The 17,706-nt window shown below is 60.2% G+C and carries 13 protein-coding genes; 10 read left to right on the top strand and 3 right to left on the bottom strand.

Annotated features, from left to right (window positions below):
* Positions 1 to 85: 85 nt before the first annotated feature.
* Positions 86 to 2,098 (bottom strand): acetyl-CoA carboxylase biotin carboxylase subunit, encoded by a 2,013-nt coding sequence (locus ACODTY_RS02625; protein ID WP_488992737.1) that lies wholly within the window; start codon positions 2,096 to 2,098, stop codon positions 86 to 88.
* A gap of 189 nt (positions 2,099 to 2,287) precedes the next feature.
* Between ACODTY_RS02625 and ACODTY_RS02620 the strand changes: the two genes are divergently transcribed.
* The 4 genes from ACODTY_RS02620 to ACODTY_RS02605 all read left to right on the top strand — a co-directional run bounded on the left by ACODTY_RS02620 (position 2,288) and on the right by ACODTY_RS02605 (position 5,276).
* On the top strand, positions 2,288 to 3,415 hold the full coding sequence (locus tag ACODTY_RS02620; protein ID WP_488992736.1) for an S-(hydroxymethyl)glutathione dehydrogenase/class III alcohol dehydrogenase: 1,128 nt from the start codon (positions 2,288 to 2,290) through the stop codon (positions 3,413 to 3,415).
* A gap of 81 nt (positions 3,416 to 3,496) precedes the next feature.
* On the top strand, positions 3,497 to 4,066 hold the full coding sequence (gfa, locus tag ACODTY_RS02615; protein ID WP_488992735.1) for an S-(hydroxymethyl)glutathione synthase: 570 nt from the start codon (positions 3,497 to 3,499) through the stop codon (positions 4,064 to 4,066).
* Positions 4,067 to 4,115: 49 nt separating this feature from the next.
* A complete protein-coding gene (locus ACODTY_RS02610) occupies positions 4,116 to 4,586 on the top strand; it encodes a YaiI/YqxD family protein (protein ID WP_488992734.1) in 471 nt (156 codons plus the stop codon).
* Positions 4,587 to 4,604: 18 nt separating this feature from the next.
* Positions 4,605 to 5,276: a DUF1345 domain-containing protein gene (locus tag ACODTY_RS02605; protein ID WP_488992733.1), complete on the top strand. Its 672-nt coding sequence runs from the start codon at positions 4,605 to 4,607 to the stop codon at positions 5,274 to 5,276.
* Positions 5,277 to 5,282: 6 nt separating this feature from the next.
* Here ACODTY_RS02605 and ACODTY_RS02600 read toward each other — a convergent pair whose 3' ends face one another.
* On the bottom strand, positions 5,283 to 7,418 hold the full coding sequence (locus ACODTY_RS02600) for a GumC family protein (RefSeq protein WP_488992732.1): 2,136 nt from the start codon (positions 7,416 to 7,418) through the stop codon (positions 5,283 to 5,285).
* Positions 7,419 to 7,659: 241 nt separating this feature from the next.
* Between ACODTY_RS02600 and ACODTY_RS02595 the strand changes: the two genes are divergently transcribed.
* The 4 genes from ACODTY_RS02595 to ACODTY_RS02580 all read left to right on the top strand — a co-directional run bounded on the left by ACODTY_RS02595 (position 7,660) and on the right by ACODTY_RS02580 (position 12,235).
* On the top strand, positions 7,660 to 8,223 hold the full coding sequence (locus ACODTY_RS02595; RefSeq protein WP_488992731.1) for a polysaccharide biosynthesis/export family protein: 564 nt from the start codon (positions 7,660 to 7,662) through the stop codon (positions 8,221 to 8,223).
* 4 nt (positions 8,224 to 8,227) lie between these two features.
* Positions 8,228 to 9,385 (top strand): glycosyltransferase family 4 protein, encoded by a 1,158-nt coding sequence (locus ACODTY_RS02590; RefSeq protein ID WP_488992921.1) that lies wholly within the window; start codon positions 8,228 to 8,230, stop codon positions 9,383 to 9,385.
* Positions 9,386 to 9,449: 64 nt separating this feature from the next.
* A complete protein-coding gene (locus ACODTY_RS02585; protein WP_488992730.1) occupies positions 9,450 to 10,985 on the top strand; it encodes an undecaprenyl-phosphate glucose phosphotransferase in 1,536 nt (511 codons plus the stop codon).
* A complete protein-coding gene (locus ACODTY_RS02580) occupies positions 10,982 to 12,235 on the top strand; it encodes an O-antigen ligase family protein (RefSeq protein WP_488992729.1) in 1,254 nt (417 codons plus the stop codon). Before ACODTY_RS02585 ends, ACODTY_RS02580 begins: the two co-directional genes overlap by 4 nt.
* Before the next feature lie 9 nt (positions 12,236 to 12,244).
* On the opposite strand, the gene ACODTY_RS02575 is transcribed toward ACODTY_RS02580, so the two are convergent.
* Positions 12,245 to 12,745: a hypothetical protein gene (locus tag ACODTY_RS02575; protein ID WP_488992728.1), complete on the bottom strand. Its 501-nt coding sequence runs from the start codon at positions 12,743 to 12,745 to the stop codon at positions 12,245 to 12,247.
* A gap of 645 nt (positions 12,746 to 13,390) precedes the next feature.
* Between ACODTY_RS02575 and ACODTY_RS02570 the strand changes: the two genes are divergently transcribed.
* Both ACODTY_RS02570 and ACODTY_RS02565 read left to right on the top strand, forming a co-directional pair.
* Complete coding sequence (locus ACODTY_RS02570; RefSeq protein ID WP_488992727.1) at positions 13,391 to 15,313, top strand: hypothetical protein; 1,923 nt, start codon at positions 13,391 to 13,393, stop codon at positions 15,311 to 15,313.
* Positions 15,314 to 15,431: 118 nt separating this feature from the next.
* Complete coding sequence (locus ACODTY_RS02565) at positions 15,432 to 17,543, top strand: type I secretion protein (protein ID WP_488992726.1); 2,112 nt, start codon at positions 15,432 to 15,434, stop codon at positions 17,541 to 17,543.
* Positions 17,544 to 17,706 lie beyond the last annotated feature (163 nt).

Genomic DNA, 17,706 nt, shown 5'->3' with positions numbered 1-17,706 from the left:
CCGATCAGATGTATTGTCCTAGTCGCGGCGATGCGAGTCCAGCCGCGGCCAGTTCACAATTAAGGCGAGAGCCGGTTGGCAGCCCTCACGCGAACTCCATGATGACGGCATCGACGGCGAGGCTGTCGCCCGGCTTGGCCTTGAGTTTCGATATGGTGAGATCGCGTTCGGCCCGAAGCACGTTTTCCATCTTCATCGCTTCGACCACGGCAAGCGTATCACCTGCCTTGACCTCCTGCCCTTCGGCAACGGAGATCGACACCACCAGGCCCGGCATCGGGCAAAGCAGCATCTTCGAGGTATCGGGCGGCAGCTTTTCCGGCATCAGCTTTTCAAGCTCGGCCGTGCGCGGCAGCATCGCACGCACGGTGACCGACATGCCTTTCCACGCCAGCTTGATGCCATTGGCAACGGGCCGCAATTGCGCCGAAATCCTGCGCCCGCCGACAGTCCCATTCCAGACCGGTTCGCCCGGCCGCCACTCGGAAGCGACGGTCAGTGGTTTGCCGCTATCAATCGCGAGATCGAGCTCCATCGGGATTGAGATCATGCCTTCCAGAATGGAGGCGGAGATGTAGTCCTCGCCGATCTTGACCACCCAGTCGCGCTTGAGCGCGCCGGAATGCGGGGCAAGACGCCCATCCAGCCGGTCGAGGCGGTCGCGGCGCAACAGTTCGACGGCAAGCGCGACAGAAGCAAGTACGGCCTTCTCGTCGGCATTCGGCGAAATGGGCGCGAAACCGTCAGGATATTCCTCGGCGATGAAGCCGGTGGAGAGCCGCCCTTCCCGCCAGCGCGGATGCTGCATCAGCGCGGACAGGAACGGAATGTTGTGTTCGATGCCATCGACCACGAAGTTGTCGAGCGCGTCCGACATCGCGTCGATGGCCTCGATGCGGGTCGGCGCCCAAGTGCAAAGCTTGGCGATCATCGGATCGTAGAACATCGAGATTTCGGCACCCTCGGTGACGCCGGTGTCGTTGCGGACAACGACGTCGCCGAACCTGCCTTCTTCCGGCGGCTGGTAACGGGTCAGGCGGCCGATGGAAGGCAGGAAGTTGCGGTAGGGATCTTCCGCGTAGAGACGGCTTTCCACCGCCCAGCCGTTCAGTTTCACGTCGCTCTGCTTGAGGGCAAGCTTCTCGCCGGCTGCGACGCGGATCATCTGCTCGACCAGATCGATGCCGGTGATGAGCTCAGTTACCGGATGCTCGACCTGTAGGCGCGTATTCATTTCGAGGAAGTAGAAATTCTTGTCGCGGTCGACGATGAACTCGACGGTGCCGGCACTTTGGTATTCGACCGCCTTGGCAAGCGCCACCGACTGCTCGCCCATGGCCTTGCGGGTTTTCTCGTCGAGGAACGGCGACGGGGCCTCTTCCGCGACCTTCTGGTTGCGACGCTGGATCGAGCATTCGCGTTCGCCGAGATAAAGCGCATTGCCGTGGCCGTCGGCAAGCACCTGGATTTCGATGTGGCGCGGATCGACCACGAACTTTTCGATGAAGACGCGGTCGTCGCCGAACGAGCTTTTGGCCTCCGAGCGAGCGCGATCGAAGCCGTCGCGCACTTCCGACTGCGACCAGGCGATGCGCATACCCTTGCCGCCGCCGCCTGCGGAGGCCTTGATCATCACCGGATAACCGATCTCGGCGGCAATCTTTTCGGCATGGTCGGCATTTTCGATGACGCCGAGATACCCCGGCACCGTACTGACCTTGGCGGCGTTGGCGAACTTCTTCGATTCGATCTTGTCGCCCATCGCCTCGATCGCCTTGGGCTTCGGGCCGATGAAGATGATGCCTTCCTTTTCAAGCGCCTCGCAAAACGATGCCCGTTCGGATAGGAACCCGTAACCGGGATGAACCGCTTCGGCTCCCGTCTGCTTGCAGGCGGCGATTATCTTTTCCGCCACAAGGTAACTTTGCGCAGCGGCGGCGGGGCCTATATGCACGGCCTCGTCAGCCATTTCGACGTGAACCGCGTTACGGTCGGCATCGGAGTAGACCGCCACAGTTGCAATACCCATCTTCTTGGCGGTCTTGATGACACGACAGGCGATCTCGCCACGGTTGGCGATCAGGATCTTCTTGAACATGGGCGCTTCTTATTTCTCCGATTGCGCATCCTTTTATGGGCTTCGTTCGAACTGCTCAAGCCGACAAAGGTTTAGGTTGCGTCGCGTTCATTGGCGGAGATGAAACAAAGTTTCTTGCACCTGCCGCACGGCCTGATAGCTTGGCGAAGAATCTGGACAAACACCTGAATTGCCTTGGAGGCCTGCCTTATGAAGACCCGAGCTGCTGTGGCTGTTGGAGCGGGCAAGCCCCTTGAGGTAATGGAAGTTGACCTTGAGGGTCCGCGCGAGGGCGAGGTGCTGGTCGAGGTCAAGGCGACGGGCATCTGCCACACCGACGAGTTCACGCTCTCGGGCGCTGATCCGGAAGGCATCTTCCCGGCCATTCTCGGCCATGAGGGCGCAGGCGTCGTCGTCGATGTCGGCAAGGGCGTCACCAGCGTCAAGAAGGGCGACCACGTCATTCCGCTCTATACGCCCGAATGCCGCCAGTGCCCGTCATGCCTGTCGCGCAAGACCAATCTGTGCACCGCCATCCGCGCCACTCAGGGCCAAGGGCTGATGCCGGATGGCTCGAGCCGCTTTTCGCTCGGCAAGGAGAAGCTGTTCCATTACATGGGCTGCTCGACCTTCTCCAACTTCACCGTGCTGCCCGAGATCGCGGTGGCCAAGGTCAATCCCGACGCCCCCTTCGACAAGATCTGCTACATCGGCTGCGGCGTGACCACCGGCATAGGTGCGGTCATCAACACCGCCAAGGTCGAGCAGGGCGCGACGGCCGTGGTGTTCGGGCTTGGCGGCATTGGCCTGAACGTCATCCAGGGCCTGAGGCTGGCCGGCGCCGACATGATCATCGGCGTTGACTTGAACAACGACAAGAAGGCCTGGGGCGAGAAGTTCGGCATGACCCACTTCGTCAACCCGAAGGAGGTCGACGGCGACATCGTGCCTTATCTTGTCAACCTGACCAAGCGCGGCGCCGACCAGATAGGCGGGGCGGACTACACCTTCGATTGCACCGGCAACACCAAGGTGATGCGCCAGGCGCTTGAGGCCTCGCACCGCGGCTGGGGCAAGTCGGTGGTGATCGGGGTTGCGGGTGCGGGACAGGAAATCTCGACGCGTCCGTTCCAGCTCGTCACCGGGCGCTCGTGGATGGGCACCGCCTTCGGCGGCGCGCGCGGCCGCACCGATGTTCCCAAGATCGTCGACTGGTACATGGACGGCAAGATCCAGATCGACCCGATGATTACCCACACCCTCAAGCTCGAGGACATCAACAAGGGTTTCGACCTCATGCACGCCGGCGAGAGCATCCGTTCCGTCGTCGTGTACTGATCCTGAGAGGCCAGCCCCACCCGCTTTGACGATTTCGGACCCCGACGCATCGTTCGGGGTCGAATAAAGGGAGGAGGAAGCATGCCCGAGAAACTGCACCCCAGTATCAACAAGGGGTTACCCAAGAAGAGTGCCCGCTTCAAAGGCGGGACATTGGTTTGCGATTGCGTCAGCAACCCGGTGAAGGTTGAGATCACCGGACAAGTTGCGCACAACCACGCCTGCGGCTGCACCAAGTGCTGGAAACCTGCCGGTGCGTTGTTCTCGGTGGTTGCCGTTGTGCCCAGCGACAACGTCAAGGTCACCGCTTCCAAGAGCAAGCTCAAGGTGGTGGACAAGAAGGCGCTAATCCAGCGCCATGCCTGCCGGGCCTGCGGCGTGCACATGTACGGTCCGGTCGAGCGCGACCATCCGTTCAAGGGCCTGTCGTTCATCCATCCCGAACGCTTCGAGGAAGCCGGCTGGGAGCCACCCGGCTTTGCCGCCTTCGTGTCGTCGATCATCGAATCCGGGGTTCAGCCGGCCAAGATGAAAGGCATCCGCAATCAGTTGAAGAAGATTGGCCTAGAGCCCTACGACTGCCTGTCGCCCGGCCTCATGGACTATATCGCCACATGGACCGCCAAGAAGTCCGGCGCACTGCCGGCCTGAGCGAAGCGTGGCCGGGTGCAAAACGCCCGGCCATTTACTCCGAGTAACAATGACGCCACCCACCATCCTCGTCGATGCCGACGCCTGTCCCGTCAAAGCGGAAGTCGTCAAGGTGGCTGAGCGCCTCGGCGTTCTAGTCATTCTCGTGTCGAATGGCGGCATGCGCCCTTCCCGCGATCCGATGATCCGTAATGTCGTGGTATCGAAGGAAAAAGCCGACGCGGCAGACGACTGGATCGTGGAAAACGCCAAGCCGAACGACATCGTGATCACGGCGGACATTCCGCTCGCCGCACGCGCGGTCGAGCTGGGCGCGCATGTGTTGGGGCCTACGGGCCGCCCCTTTACGCCCGAAACGATTGGAATGGCCGTGGCCATGCGCGATCTCAAGCAGCACCTGCGGGAAACCGGCGAGAGCAAGGGTTACAATTCGGCGTTCACGCCACAGGACCGCTCGCGATTTCTCGGCGAACTCGACCGTATCCTGCGGCGCGCCGTGAAGGTGGCGCAAGAACCGTGACAAGGGCCTGAACGCGAAATGGCCGCCACCGGCAACACGATGCACAGGCACACGCAGTTTGTAGCGTCGGCGGCAATCGGCGTAGCTGCGTTGGCCGTTGCGCTGTTCGTCGCGACGCCGATTGCATATTCGATTGGCGCCAATGTGTTCTTTGCCGCCTACAGCCTGCTGGTTTTGAGGCAGATGCATCGGCTGACGCCGGCATATCTGCGCAAGAACGCCGATGCGACCGACCAGCCTGTCGTGGTCATTTTCGCCGTAACGCTGATCGTCGTCGGCGTGGCGGTGGGCTCGCTGTTCCAGATCATCAATTCCAAGGGCAGCCCGCATCCCCTGGAACTGGTCTTTGCGCTGCTTTCCCTGCCGCTCGGCTGGTTCACGATCCACGCTATGGCGGCGATGCACTATGCCCACATCTATTGGAAGGACGACGAAAAGAGCGCCAAACCGGACAATTCAAAAGAACGGCCTCCAATCGGCGGGTTGGATTTTCCAGGAGCCAAGCGGCCCGAAGGCTGGGACTTCCTTTATTTCGCGGTCGTCATCGGCATGACTGCGCAGACGGCCGATACCGGCATCACCACCACCCAGATGCGGCGCATCGTCTTGGTGCATTCGATCGTGTCGTTCTTCTTCAACACGGTGATCGTTGCTGCGGCGGTGAACCTCGCGGTTAGTCTGGGAAGCTGACTGGGGTCAGGCAGCAGACTTTCCGGGCAGCGGCGTGCCGGGCGTGTCATGGCCAGCCGGCGTCACCAGAATCACATCCGGGTAGCCATTTTCGATCAGCTTGACGGTGGCCTGCACCACGCTGTCCGCCGCTTCGAGCACGCTCACGAAAACTTCCGTGTTCTCGCCAGCCAAGCGGCGGATGCCCTGCGCATCGGTAGCGCCACATTCGACCACGACCAGATCGTAGGCCGTGGTCAGCGACTGCATGATGATCGGCAAACGGTCGGCGGCGCGCATGGCGCGGACCGGATCGGCAGTGCCGACCGGGATCACGTGGCAATCCGAAAACTGATCGGGATGGATCACGTCGCTGAACTGAGCCTGCGATGAGAGCAGATTGGTTATGCCCGGGAACAGGACGCTCTCCAGCATGGCACGCGAGGCAGCGCCCGATGCGGTCAGATCGAGGAGGATAACACGCAGACCTGCGTCCGAGACCTCGCGCGCAACCAGAATGGAACTTGCCGCTGCGTCGTCGCCCTGCGGCGAAATGAAGATGGCACGGCCCGCGCCATCGGCAATGAGCTTTTCGGCAGCCTTCTCGATGTCGATCTCGCCCAGATTGGGGCGAGGCGCTGCGGCCTCCTCGATGTCGACAACTTCCCGCGCAGGAGCAGCCAGCCGTGCTTCGGCAATATCGTCCGCGGCGTCACGCACCGACGGCATTTCGACCTCTTCGACGGGCTCCAACCGCGCACCAACCGCCGGACGCATGGCTCTGCCGGAGAACAGTTCGCTCAAGAGAGTGACAATCGCCATCAACAGAAGCGAGCCGACAAAGGCCGCGCCGACAATCGGCACGATCTTGGGGAAATAGGGCTCGGACGGCACCGTGGCGCGCGAGAAGACGCGGGCATCGACGGGAAGGTAGTTGTGATCCTGCCGGGACGACGCCTCGCGGTAGCGCGTCATGTAGGATTCGAGCAACTGACGCTGGGCATTCGCCTCGCGCTCCAGTGCATTAAGCTGCACTTCCTGTTCGCCGGCACGCGCGGCCTGTGCCTTCAGCTTGTTCACGTCGGAGACGAGCTGAGCCTCCCTCGCCTGCGCCGTCTGCGCCTCGGTGATCATGGCCGCCAGAACTTTTTCGGCCTCGACGCGAATCTGCCGATCGAGATCAGATAGTTGCGACCGCAAGGCCCGGATGCGCGGATGACCTTCAAGCAGGGTCGTCGACAGATCGGCAATGTCCGACTTCAACTGCACCTGGCGGTCGCGCAGCCGCTGGATAAGGTTGGAGGACAAAACCTCCGGGATGGCATCGAGCGAACCGCCGCCACGCAGCGCCTTGCGCACGCTCTCGGCCGTCGCCTCGGACGCGGCCCGGCTGGCACGAAGCCGTGTCAACTCGCTCGAAAGCTCGGAAAGCTGCTGCGTAGCCAAGGTTGAATTGTTCTGTCCGAGAAGCAGGTCTGACTGGGCGCGGTAGTCGGCGACCTTCGCCTCCGCATCGCGTACACGCTTGGACAGGTCCTCGATCTCGGGCGCTAGCCAGCCGGTTGCAGCGGAGTTCGATTCAAGCTTCGCGCCGCCCTGGACCGCAATATAGGTATCTGCGATGGCATTCGGAATTGCGGCCGCCAATTTGGGGTCCTGCGACGAAAACTCGATGACGATAACGCGAGACTTTTCAACGCGGTAGACATTGAGCTTCTCGCGCATAGTCTTAAGGACACGCTCTTCCGCCGGAATCTCGCCCGGATCGTTCTTCAAGCCGACGATGGTCAGGAAGCGGCCCAGGAACGACATGTCGGCAGCATCGTCGAATTCCGGAAGCTGCGCGAGCTTGAGATCGGTGGCGACCTTGCTCAAAATGTCGGTCGCGGAGATGACTTCGACCTGGCTGGTTACGCCTTCTTCATCAAGGATGGGTCGGTCACCTGCGCCTGCGTCCGGCCGCGTGAACACGGACTCCTGCGTTTCGATCAACAGCCGCGTTTCGGACTTGTATTTCGGCGTCGCAGTCCAGGCAAAGGCCAGCGCCAAGCCTGTCAGGACGACAGTCACCCCGACAATGCGCAACCAGTTTCTGGCGAGGCTGGCAAAAAGCTGCCTGAGATCGACATCGATATCGGCGGCTGCCGATTGAGTACCTGACATGCGCCCTGCTCCGGAAACGGGTCGGGTTGCAACGTAAACAAATATGGTAACCCACCGGTTAAAATCCGAGTAAGGCCTGATTAAGAATTGCAAGCCAATGGCGCCAGGCTGGGCTCTTTTGGGCGCAAAACCATCGCTTCGATCGGCTCTCCTTTACCAGCCATTAACCCTAACAGGAGGATAACGATGCCAATCCTTAAGGCTCGCCCTGCGGCGATGAATCGAAGGTACGCATCCGGCCATGAAAAGCCTCGCAGTCTTGTTCAGCGCTCTTGTTGCCGCCTCGGCTTTGGCTGGCTGTTCAAGCTACAGGCCGACACCCGCCGCCTTTCATGAAGTGCTCGACCAGCCCTATCGCCTAGGCGCTGGTGACCGCATCAGGGTTACGGTGTTTGAGCAGGAGGGCCTGACCAACACCTACAGCGTCGACCAAGCTGGCTACATTTCATTCCCTCTGGTTGGCGCGGTCCCTGCCCGCGGCCACACCGCGCAGCAACTGGAGGCGGAAATCGCCGCGAAACTGCGGCAGGGGTACCTGCGTGACCCCGACGTTTCGATCGAGATGGACCGCTACCGTCCAATCTTCGTCATGGGCGAAGTTGGCGCTGCCGGACAATATTCCTACGTGCCGGGCCTGACTGTGCAAAAGTCGATTGCCATTGCAGGAGGCTTCTCGGCCCGCGCCAATCAGGAAAGCGTCGACGTCACGCGCGACATCAACGGCAAGGTCATGACCGGTCGCGTTCGAACTTCCGATCCGCTGATGCCGGGCGACACTGTCTATGTCCGCGAACGGCTATTCTGAAAACGTGTCGAACAAGCTGCGGATCGTGCACTGCTTTCGCTCACCCGTCGGCGGAATATTCAGGCACGTGCGTGACCTTACCGATGCGCAGATCGCTGCCGGCCACGCCGTCGGCATCGTGTGCGATTCAACGACGGGCGGTGAATTCGAGGAACAACTGTTCAACGACATGAGCGGCAAGCTTGCTCTCGGCATCCACCGGACGCCGATGCAGCGCCACGTTGGCCTGGGCGACATCGCGTCCGCTTGGCGAACCTACAAGATTATCAAGGAATTGCAGCCGGATGTTCTCCATGGCCACGGTGCCAAGGGTGGCGCTTATGTGCGCCTGTTCGGCTCACTGTTGCGGGTTTCAAGGTCTCGCGTGGCCCGCCTTTATTCTCCCCACGGGGGGAGCCTGCACTATGACGAGCGAACGCCGACGGGAAAAACCTTCTTCGCCATAGAGCGCCTGATGGGCCGTTTCACCGATCATCTGCTGTTTGTCTCGAACTATGAGCGACGCGCCTATCGCAAGAAGGTTGGCGAGCCGAGGGGCGCAAACAGCCTCGTCTACAACGGCCTGCGCGCGTCCGAATTTGAACAGGTTACGGCCAACCCGGGCGCTGCCGACCTGCTTTACATCGGCATGATGCGCGACCTCAAAGGGCCGGACATTTTCATCGATGCGATGGCGAAGGCCGAAAAGACGCTTGGGCGCGAACTGCATGCCGTAATGGTTGGCGCAGGTGACGACCTGCCGAACTATCGCGAACAGGCGAAACGTCTTGGCCTGGGCGACCGCATCCAGTTTCTGGCTCCCATGCCGGCCCGAAAAGCGTTTGCGCTGGGCCATCTTGCAGTCGTTCCCTCAAGAGCCGAAGCGATGCCCTACATCGTGTTGGAAACGCTCGCTGCCGGAAAGCCGATGATCGCCACCGCAGTAGGCGGCATTCCCGAGATATTCGGCCCGGATTCCCCTGCCCTTGTGGAACCCGACCCCGTCGAACTCGGGAAGAAAATGGCCGCCGTCCTGGCTGACCTTGCTGGATATCGACAGACCATGCCGACGGCCAGCGATCTCAAGGCACGCTTTGGCGCAGACGTCATGGCACGCGAAATCGAAAAGGCTTATTTCGCCGCACTTTCGCACGGATTGGCCACGACAAAATACAAACCCTAGCCAAGCTAAAAGGGTTTCTTAGGCCTCGCCTGATATTCAGCCTGCAGAATTGGCAGGCCATCAGATGAGTGGACATGACCCCACCCACCGCTTCTCCTCCGAAGCGGTGCGCAAATTCGAAGCCCCCGACAGCAATGACAAGGCTGTGGGGCTAAACGAAGTCGCACGCAACGTCGCCGCACAGTATCACCGGGACACGATGTCCCCGGTGATGGTCAGCGGAGTGTGGCGCATTGTTGAATTTGCCGTCCTGTTTCTGTCGGGCCTTGCCGTCTACTGCCTCTATCTGGGCGCTTTCACTCATTTGGCCTGGCAGTACCCGCTGGTTCTGGCGATCGGCTCGCTCCTTGCCGTGACCCTTATCGAGTTGAGCGATTGCTATCAGATCTCCGCGCTTTTGCGACCGGTTGCCAGCTTTCCACGAATGCTCGCGCTTTGGGCCGGCACATTCGCGCTAATGGCCCTGACCGGATTCATATTGAAGATAACGGAAGACTATTCGCGGCTGCTTTTCGGCATCTGGTTCGTCGTTGGCTTCCTATTCCTGTTCGCAACGAGGCTCATCTTCGCCAGGCTGTTGCGCCGCTGGGCAAGAGACGGGCGCATGGAACGGCGCGCGGTTATTGTCGGCGGTGGCGAGGCTACCGAACAACTGATCCGTTCGGTCGAGAAACAGCCCTACAACGACATCCGCATCTGCGGGATTTTCGACGATCGCGACAACAAGCGCTCGCCGGCCATCATTGCCGGGTACCCCAAGCTTGGAACCGTCTCCGAACTGATCGAGTTCGCGCGCATCGCAAGCATCGACATGCTGATCGTGTCGCTGCCGATCACGGCCGAACGACGCGTGCTGCAGCTTTTAAAGAAACTATGGGTGCTGCCGGTCGATATTCGTCTTTCCGCTCACTCAAGCGCGCTGCAATTCCGGCCGCGCTCATACTCCTATATCGGCGCAGTGCCGATGCTGGACGTGTTCGACAAGCCGATCAACGATTGGGATTCGGTTGCGAAGCGCACGTTCGACATCGTTTTCAGCCTGATCGGCATCCTTGTCTTTTCACCAATCATGCTGGCGACCGCCGTGGCCATCAAACTGGATTCCAAGGGGCCGGTCCTGTTCAAGCAGAAGCGCCACGGCTTCAATAACGAAGTCATCGAGGTCTACAAGTTCCGCTCGATGTATACGGACCAGGCCGATCCGACTGCGAAGAAGACCGTGACCAGGAACGACCCGCGCGTAACGCGCGTCGGCCGCTTCATCCGCAAGGCCTCGATCGACGAACTGCCGCAATTCTTCAATGCGCTGTTGGGCTCGCTTTCGCTGGTTGGCCCGCGCCCGCACGCTGTCGCCGCCCAATCACACAACCTGCTCTATAATGAAGTGGTCGATGGCTATTTCGCCCGCCACAAGGTCAAGCCCGGCGTAACCGGATGGGCGCAGATCAACGGCTGGCGCGGTGAGATGGACACCAACGAAAAAATCCGCATGCGCACCGAGTACGACCTTTTCTATATCGAGAACTGGTCGCTGCTGTTCGATCTCAAGATCCTGTTGCTGACGCCGATCCGGCTGCTCGATACGGAAAACGCCTATTGAGCACGATGACGCACGACCTGCCGACTGAGGCGATCAACGCCAAACTGATCGCGATGGTGGCGTCTGGCGCAATATTCTTCGGCATATTCCTTTCCGGCTTCGTCATTCGCGAGCCCGCGCCCTATGACATCTATATGGTTGGACTGATCGCGGTCTGGGCGTTGTTCGGCCTCAGGATATCCCGCTTTACGGCACCCTTGGTCTGCCTGCTGATCGTGTTCAATGTCGGCGGGTTGATCGCGATGACGCAGATGGCGGACCTTATGGAAACGCCGCTTTACCTGGCCGTCTCCCTGTTTCTCGCCCTCACCGCGATTTTCTATGCCGCCGTTCTCGAAGCCAAGCCCGATACATACCGGCTCATATTCTTCGCTTATGTGGTTTCGGCGGTGGTGACTTCGCTGCTTGGCATCGCCGGCTACTTCCACGCCTTTCCCGGGGCCGATATATTCACAAAGTACGACCGCGCTGCAGGCGCCTTCCAGGACCCGAATGTGTTCGGTCCGTTCCTAGCCCTGCCCGGCATATACCTGCTTTACCTGCTCCTGACCGGGCCCGTGTCGCGCATGCCGTTGGTGGCGATGCCGTTGCTAATCATTGTCGGCGGCATTTTCTTCTCGTTTTCACGAGGTGCATGGGGGCTGTTCGCTGTGGCCGCGATCCTGCTCACCGGCGCTCTTTTCCTGCAAAGCCTGAGCGGCCGGTTCCGTTTGCGTATCGTGGTCATGACCTTGGCTGCGATCGCCCTGCTGATCGTCACCATGATCGTCATCATCCAGATACCAGGCGTATCGGACATGCTGTCCAATCGCGCCAAGCTCGCTCAAGACTATGATTCCGCCCGGCTCGGCCGCTTCGCCCGCTATGCCATCGGCTTCCAGCTCGCGCTGGAACGCCCGCTTGGCATCGGCCCGCTGGTGTTCGGCACGATTTATGGCGAAGACACTCATGACATCTGGCTGAAGGCGTTGATGGACTACGGTTGGCTCGGCTTCGTGTCCTATCTGGCCTTGACGGTGTGGACCTTGGCCGCCGGGTTCCGGCTACTGCTGCGCAACCGGCCGTGGCAACCCTATGTCCTATGCGCCTATGTCGTCTACATTGGCCATATCGGGCTCGGCACCTTTATCGATACCGATCACTGGCGTCACTTCTATCTGCTGCTTGGGCTGATCTGGGGGGGCATTGCACTTGAGCATCGCCACCAGTGGCTATTGCGGCAATCGGGTTCGATCCAGCCTGCGCAATAGCGCGAAACACTAGGTCGGAAACCTGTTGCGCTTCACGACGTCCCAGATTCCCTTGTTTATGTCCGTGATGTCATTGATGCACTCGGTGATCCGCGCAACCTCCGGCGCATCCACCGCTTCGACCTTGCCGTATTTGATCGAGGTCTTGCCATCGAAAATGCGCATCTGCTGGGTGTGAGAAATGTCGCCCTTCTCATCGAACGAATAGATGCAATGGCTGTACTTGTTCCTCAGCTTGGACTGCTGGCCGAGGCGGTCGAGCAGGAGCAGGACGTCATCGCGACATTGTTCAGGGGTCTGCGGTAGTTTTGCCAGCCGTTCGACAAGATCCATGCGCGCCCGCGTCGTGTTTAGGGTCAGGAAAATCACGATCGCCGTCTCCTTGTTGACCTTCGCCAAGCCAGCGATGAGGTAAATCAACAGGCTTTCCGTATTCGTCCAGGCATAATTCAACCGCCCAACGAGCAGCAGAATCTGGTCGAGGCCGCTTGGAGCGCGTCTCTGCGGCATCGCCAACTCTCCCTTTTGGCCGGCCATTGGATCAATCCCTTCCGCAGACATGCCCAGGTTCCAAAAATATGCGCGAATCGGACGTTAACCACGTGTCCATTCGCCCTGCTACGATCCGAGAGGCACTATAGCTGGCTTGTGCACTGCCAAGACCATCCTAAAAAAGAGGTAGGCACCCACTAACCAGGATCAGTTGACACTCAGGGCTCCTTCCAGCCGCTGACGCAAGGGAAGCCGACGATGCCTTTGTATCGCAATCGATATTCGGCCTGAATCGTGAAAATTCCGCTGCAGCCAGCGTGACCAACCGTCAAACGATCTAGATCGATTTTCAGGCTATGCGTCTCGAACACTCGGTCACAGACTGCAAGCATCCCAGATCAGCGGGATTCAGTGCATTCGACATTGCAGCGCATTTTTGCAAGCGATTCAGCTAGTTGCTGAGTTGCAGGGCGGAGCTGTGCTCTTCGGATAGATGCCTGAAATGAGAAGTGGGGATTTCTGGCTGAAGCATCCACACGCCCGATTTGGATGGTGGATGACTGCGGCATGATCGATCCCAGAATTGTAAACCTGCCGTGCAGCCAAGTCCCCGTAAGAGATGAATAGGGTCGAGTTGGCACGGCAAAACCAGGGGTAACGTCTATGGGAAAGCCGAGTAACTCCAACTCCAACTATCTCAATTTCCTCGATCCCAGCCAGCATCAGGACCAAGACCAGGACCAGCTGCAGGCGCAGGCTCAGGCTGAACTTCAGGCTCAGGGCCAAGGCCAGGGTCAGGGTCAGGGCCAATATCAGTCGTCCGAAAACTGGAACGGCAATGGTAATGGCAACGGTAACGGCAACCTGAACGGTAACGGCAACGGAAACCTGAATGGGAACGGCAACGGGAACCTGAACGGTAACGGGAACCTGAACGGCAACCTGAACTTCAGCGACAACACCAATTCGAACACCAGCTCGAATTCGAATTCGAATTCAAATAGCAATAGCAACACGTCCTCGACCACTGTTGGCGTGAACGTTGGTGTGAATCTCGAAGGCATCCAGCCTTCCGATGATGATTTCGCTGACATCGACATGAGCGGCGGCGCCAAGGTCGACCAGATGCTGGTCAACCATGATGGCCAGATTTTCTACAATCCCGGCGATGGCACGTCTTTCAACGATTTCCTGAACGGTGCTCTCAAGGGTGAAGGAAACGATAGCGCACTTGTTGTGGGCCAGACCAACAACATGGACGACAACGACTTCCTCGGCCAGGCTTCGGTCAGCAACACTGGTAACTTCACCCAGAGCGGAAACGCCGACGGTGGCTTCGCCAAATCCGGCGACGGCATTACCACTGGTGGCGGCGGCGGTGGCGGCGGCGGCCATGGTTCGGCTGATGGCGGCTTCGGCGGCGGAGCGGCAAACATCGCCGGCCTCGGCATCGGTGGCAGCGCAATCGGCGCAGCCCAAGGCGGCAATACCACTGGCGGCAACGGCGACCAAGGCGGTGATGGCACAGGTACAGGCACTGGACTTGGCGTTGGTTTGGGCCTCGGCCTTGCTGGCTCTGACGGCGGTGAAAGCGGCGCAGCCAACGGCGGCAATGCTCAGAGCACTGGTGGCGCAGGCCTCGGCCTCGGCCTTGCAGGCGCTTTGGGTGGCAGCACGGGCGATGCGACTTCAGGTACCGGTGGTTCCTCGACTGCAAGCGGCGCTGGCGTAGGTGCAAGCGGTCCTGCCGGCGGCGGTGGTGACAGCGGCGGCGGCGATGCGGCTGGTCTCGGCCTCGGCGGCTCGGGCGCCCTCGGTGGCGTAGGCGGCGATGCAGGTACCGATGGCGGCGACGCGGCCGGTCTTGGCCTTGGCCTGATCGGAGTTGGCGTCGGCGTGGGCGGCGACAACACCGGCGCAGCTTCGGGCGGAGCTGGCAGCAACACGGCGGGTGACGGAACCGGATCAGGCGCAGCAAACGGTGGCCAGGCTGGCAATTCCAGCGGTGGCGACTCGGGCGACGGCCTCGGTCTCGGCTTGGGCAGCTCAAATGGCGGCGACAGCGGCGCTACCTCCGGCGCGGCTGGTGATGCGTTGTCGGCTGGCCTCGGCAAAGGCTTCGGTGGTGACTCCGACGCAAGTGCTGACGGCGGCCATAGCGGCTCGGGCGGTGACGCCGACTCGGTCGGTCTCGGCGGTGGCAATGGTGCCGGCTTCGGCATCGGCGCTGGCATCGGCGGCGACGGCGGAAACGGCGGCCTTGCATGGGGTGGCGACACGATCGTTGTCCCCGTTGCTGGCGACGGAACGGGCGGCGCTGCTTCGGGTGCGACGGGCGGCCTCGGTGGAGCCGGCGGAAACGTCAACTTCGGCGACGGCGGAGCCGGCGGCGACGGCGGAATGTGGGGTTCTCACAATGTTGGAGATACCTACACCAACGGCGTTTCCCAGGCGAGCGCAGATGCTTCGATCGACGTCACGGCGTTCAACCAGAGCATCGTCATGGGCGCCAACCTGATGGAAAACCTGCTCAGCCAGACAGTCGTCGGCGGCAACTACGACGTGGACCACAACGGCGACGTCTGATGCCAGATCCGCGCAAGCGGAATATTTACAACGGCTACGCGGGGAATCCCGCGTAGCCATTTCCGTCAAAGCCTACCTTCGTTCACCGGGAAGCTAAGCAACATCGAGGAACGAGACCGTGCCACTGGACAGAATCACTGAGGCGATTGCCCATTTCGTTGGGCTTTTCCAGATTGCGTCTGAACAAGCACGGATGCGCGACGACTACATGGAATTCGTCGCACGCCGCGCACAGGAAGCGGCAGACCATTCGGATCAACCGATCCAGATAAAATTCGATTCGCCCTATGATCTGGATAATCCGCAGCCGGGGATACACTACGTTCCCGCTCCGAACTCCGTCGAGCCGTTTGTCGCTCACAGCGAACCGCTCTACGCGGCTCCCGAAATTCCGATAGACGTACAGGCCCAACCGATCATCTATCCGGGCTACGTCCCTCCGACGCTTTTTCATCACAGCGCGTCTTCGTTCAAGATTCTCGACCCCCAGCCACCCGGATCGGTGGTCAGCATCGTTTCGCAGGCAAACAACCTGTCGGACGAAGACTTCGTCAATGTCGGTGGCAGCAAGGCGATTTTCGAGCAAATCGGCAGCCCCCAGACAGCGCTGCAGGAACTGGTAAATGATGCCACGCAAGCCATGCCGATCCAGGGCGGCGTCATGCCCGGATCGTCCGAGGGCATCGGACAGTTCATCAACGCCTCGGCGGATTCGATCCACGATTTCCTGGCAGGTCTGGAAAGCGAAGAGAACGCCGACAGCATTCAGACGTCCAGTACGATCACCGACAATGACGACGGCACTTCGACCGAAACGCATGTGGCAACGGTAGCGCCTTCCGAAGGTGCGATCTATGTCAACGGCGTGGTTGTCGACGAGGCCCCAAAATTCGACGATCACCTTCCCGCTGCATCACCTCTGGTCAAAGACCCCGCTGCTGATGCAGCGCCCGCGGGCAGCAACGGCGTCTGGGAAACGGGCTCGACGGCCACTGCCCAGGTCGTGCATGGCCAAGGCAGCATCGCCGTAACGGCATCCGTGGAAATCAGCACCGGTCTCAATGCGCTGATCAACTCCGCCACGCTCGTAAACGACGCTCTAGAAGGGCAAGTGTTTGCAGTTGCGGGAGATCATTTCTCGCTGAACCTCATCGTCCAGGTAAACGCTTGGAGCGATTCCGACTCGGTTGGCGCAAGCATGTCGGGGTGGAATTGCCCACCCAGCAACACCACGGCCTTCAACATCGCTTCGATGGAGCACACGCCGATCAACGCCGGGACGCAAGAGCCGGCCGGCGGCGGCGTGCCCACTTTCCCCAAGGCATGGGCGGTTACCGAAATAACCGGCGACTTCGTGTCGATGAACTGGCTGCAGCAACTCAATTTCGTCGTCGACCACGACATGGTCATTTCGTCGTCGTCAGCCGGCGTCACCTCGATGATCGGCACCGGCGCGAACCAGACCATCAACAGCCTGTCGATCTTCGATCTCGGCAAGTATTACGATCTCATTCTGGTTGGCGGAAGCTACTACAGCGCCAACATGATCATGCAGAAAAACATCATGCTCGACGACGACATCGTCGGCGGAGTGAGCGGTTTCCGTACTTCCGGCCCAGGTTCGGTTTCCACCAGCGACAACCTGTTGTGGAACGAAGCCAAGATAACCAACATCGGCACGCCTCATAACTCGGAAATGCCAAACGGCTTCCACGGCGCGCTGGACGATTTCGCAGCCGGCAACAAAGTGCTCTCCGCAGATGTGCTGAATGATGCCGCCTTTTCCGGCTTTGCAGGGCTCCACGTCCTTTACATTTCAGGCAGCATCTACGACCTGCAATACATCCAGCAGACCAACATTCTAGGTGACGCCGATCAGGTGGCGGCTGCGATGCACGGCGTCAATTCGACGGCGGATGCCAATTGGTCCATCACCACCGGTTCGAACGTGCTGGTCAACCAGGCCCATATCGTCGACGTCGGTCCCGGCGGAACGGTCTACTATGGCGGCGGCCAATATTCGGATGAACTTCTTGTCCAGACGGATATCATCAAGATCGACAATGGGATCGATATCAAACCACCGGACCAGTTGGTGAACGAAGCCGTTGCATTCCTCAGCGACGACATGCTCACGCCTGCCCAGAACCAAGATACTGACAGCGGTTTCAAGAGCGACCCCGGTGTCCATCCCGCACACACCGACATCATGCAATCGGTCGTGACTTGACCGCTTTTCCCGCTGGAGCACCATGAACCAACATATTGGTAATATTGGCAACGCGACGGTGAACCGTGGGGCAACGGTCGATTCCGACCAGTCCGACGAGGCGTACGCCGCGCCGTCCCCGGATATGGCTCAGTTCAGGGGCTTCAACACGCCCTTTGATGAG

The sequence above is a fragment of the Mesorhizobium sp. FG116 genome, assembly GCF_057809835.1.
This window is presented reverse-complemented; position numbering and strand designations above follow the sequence as displayed.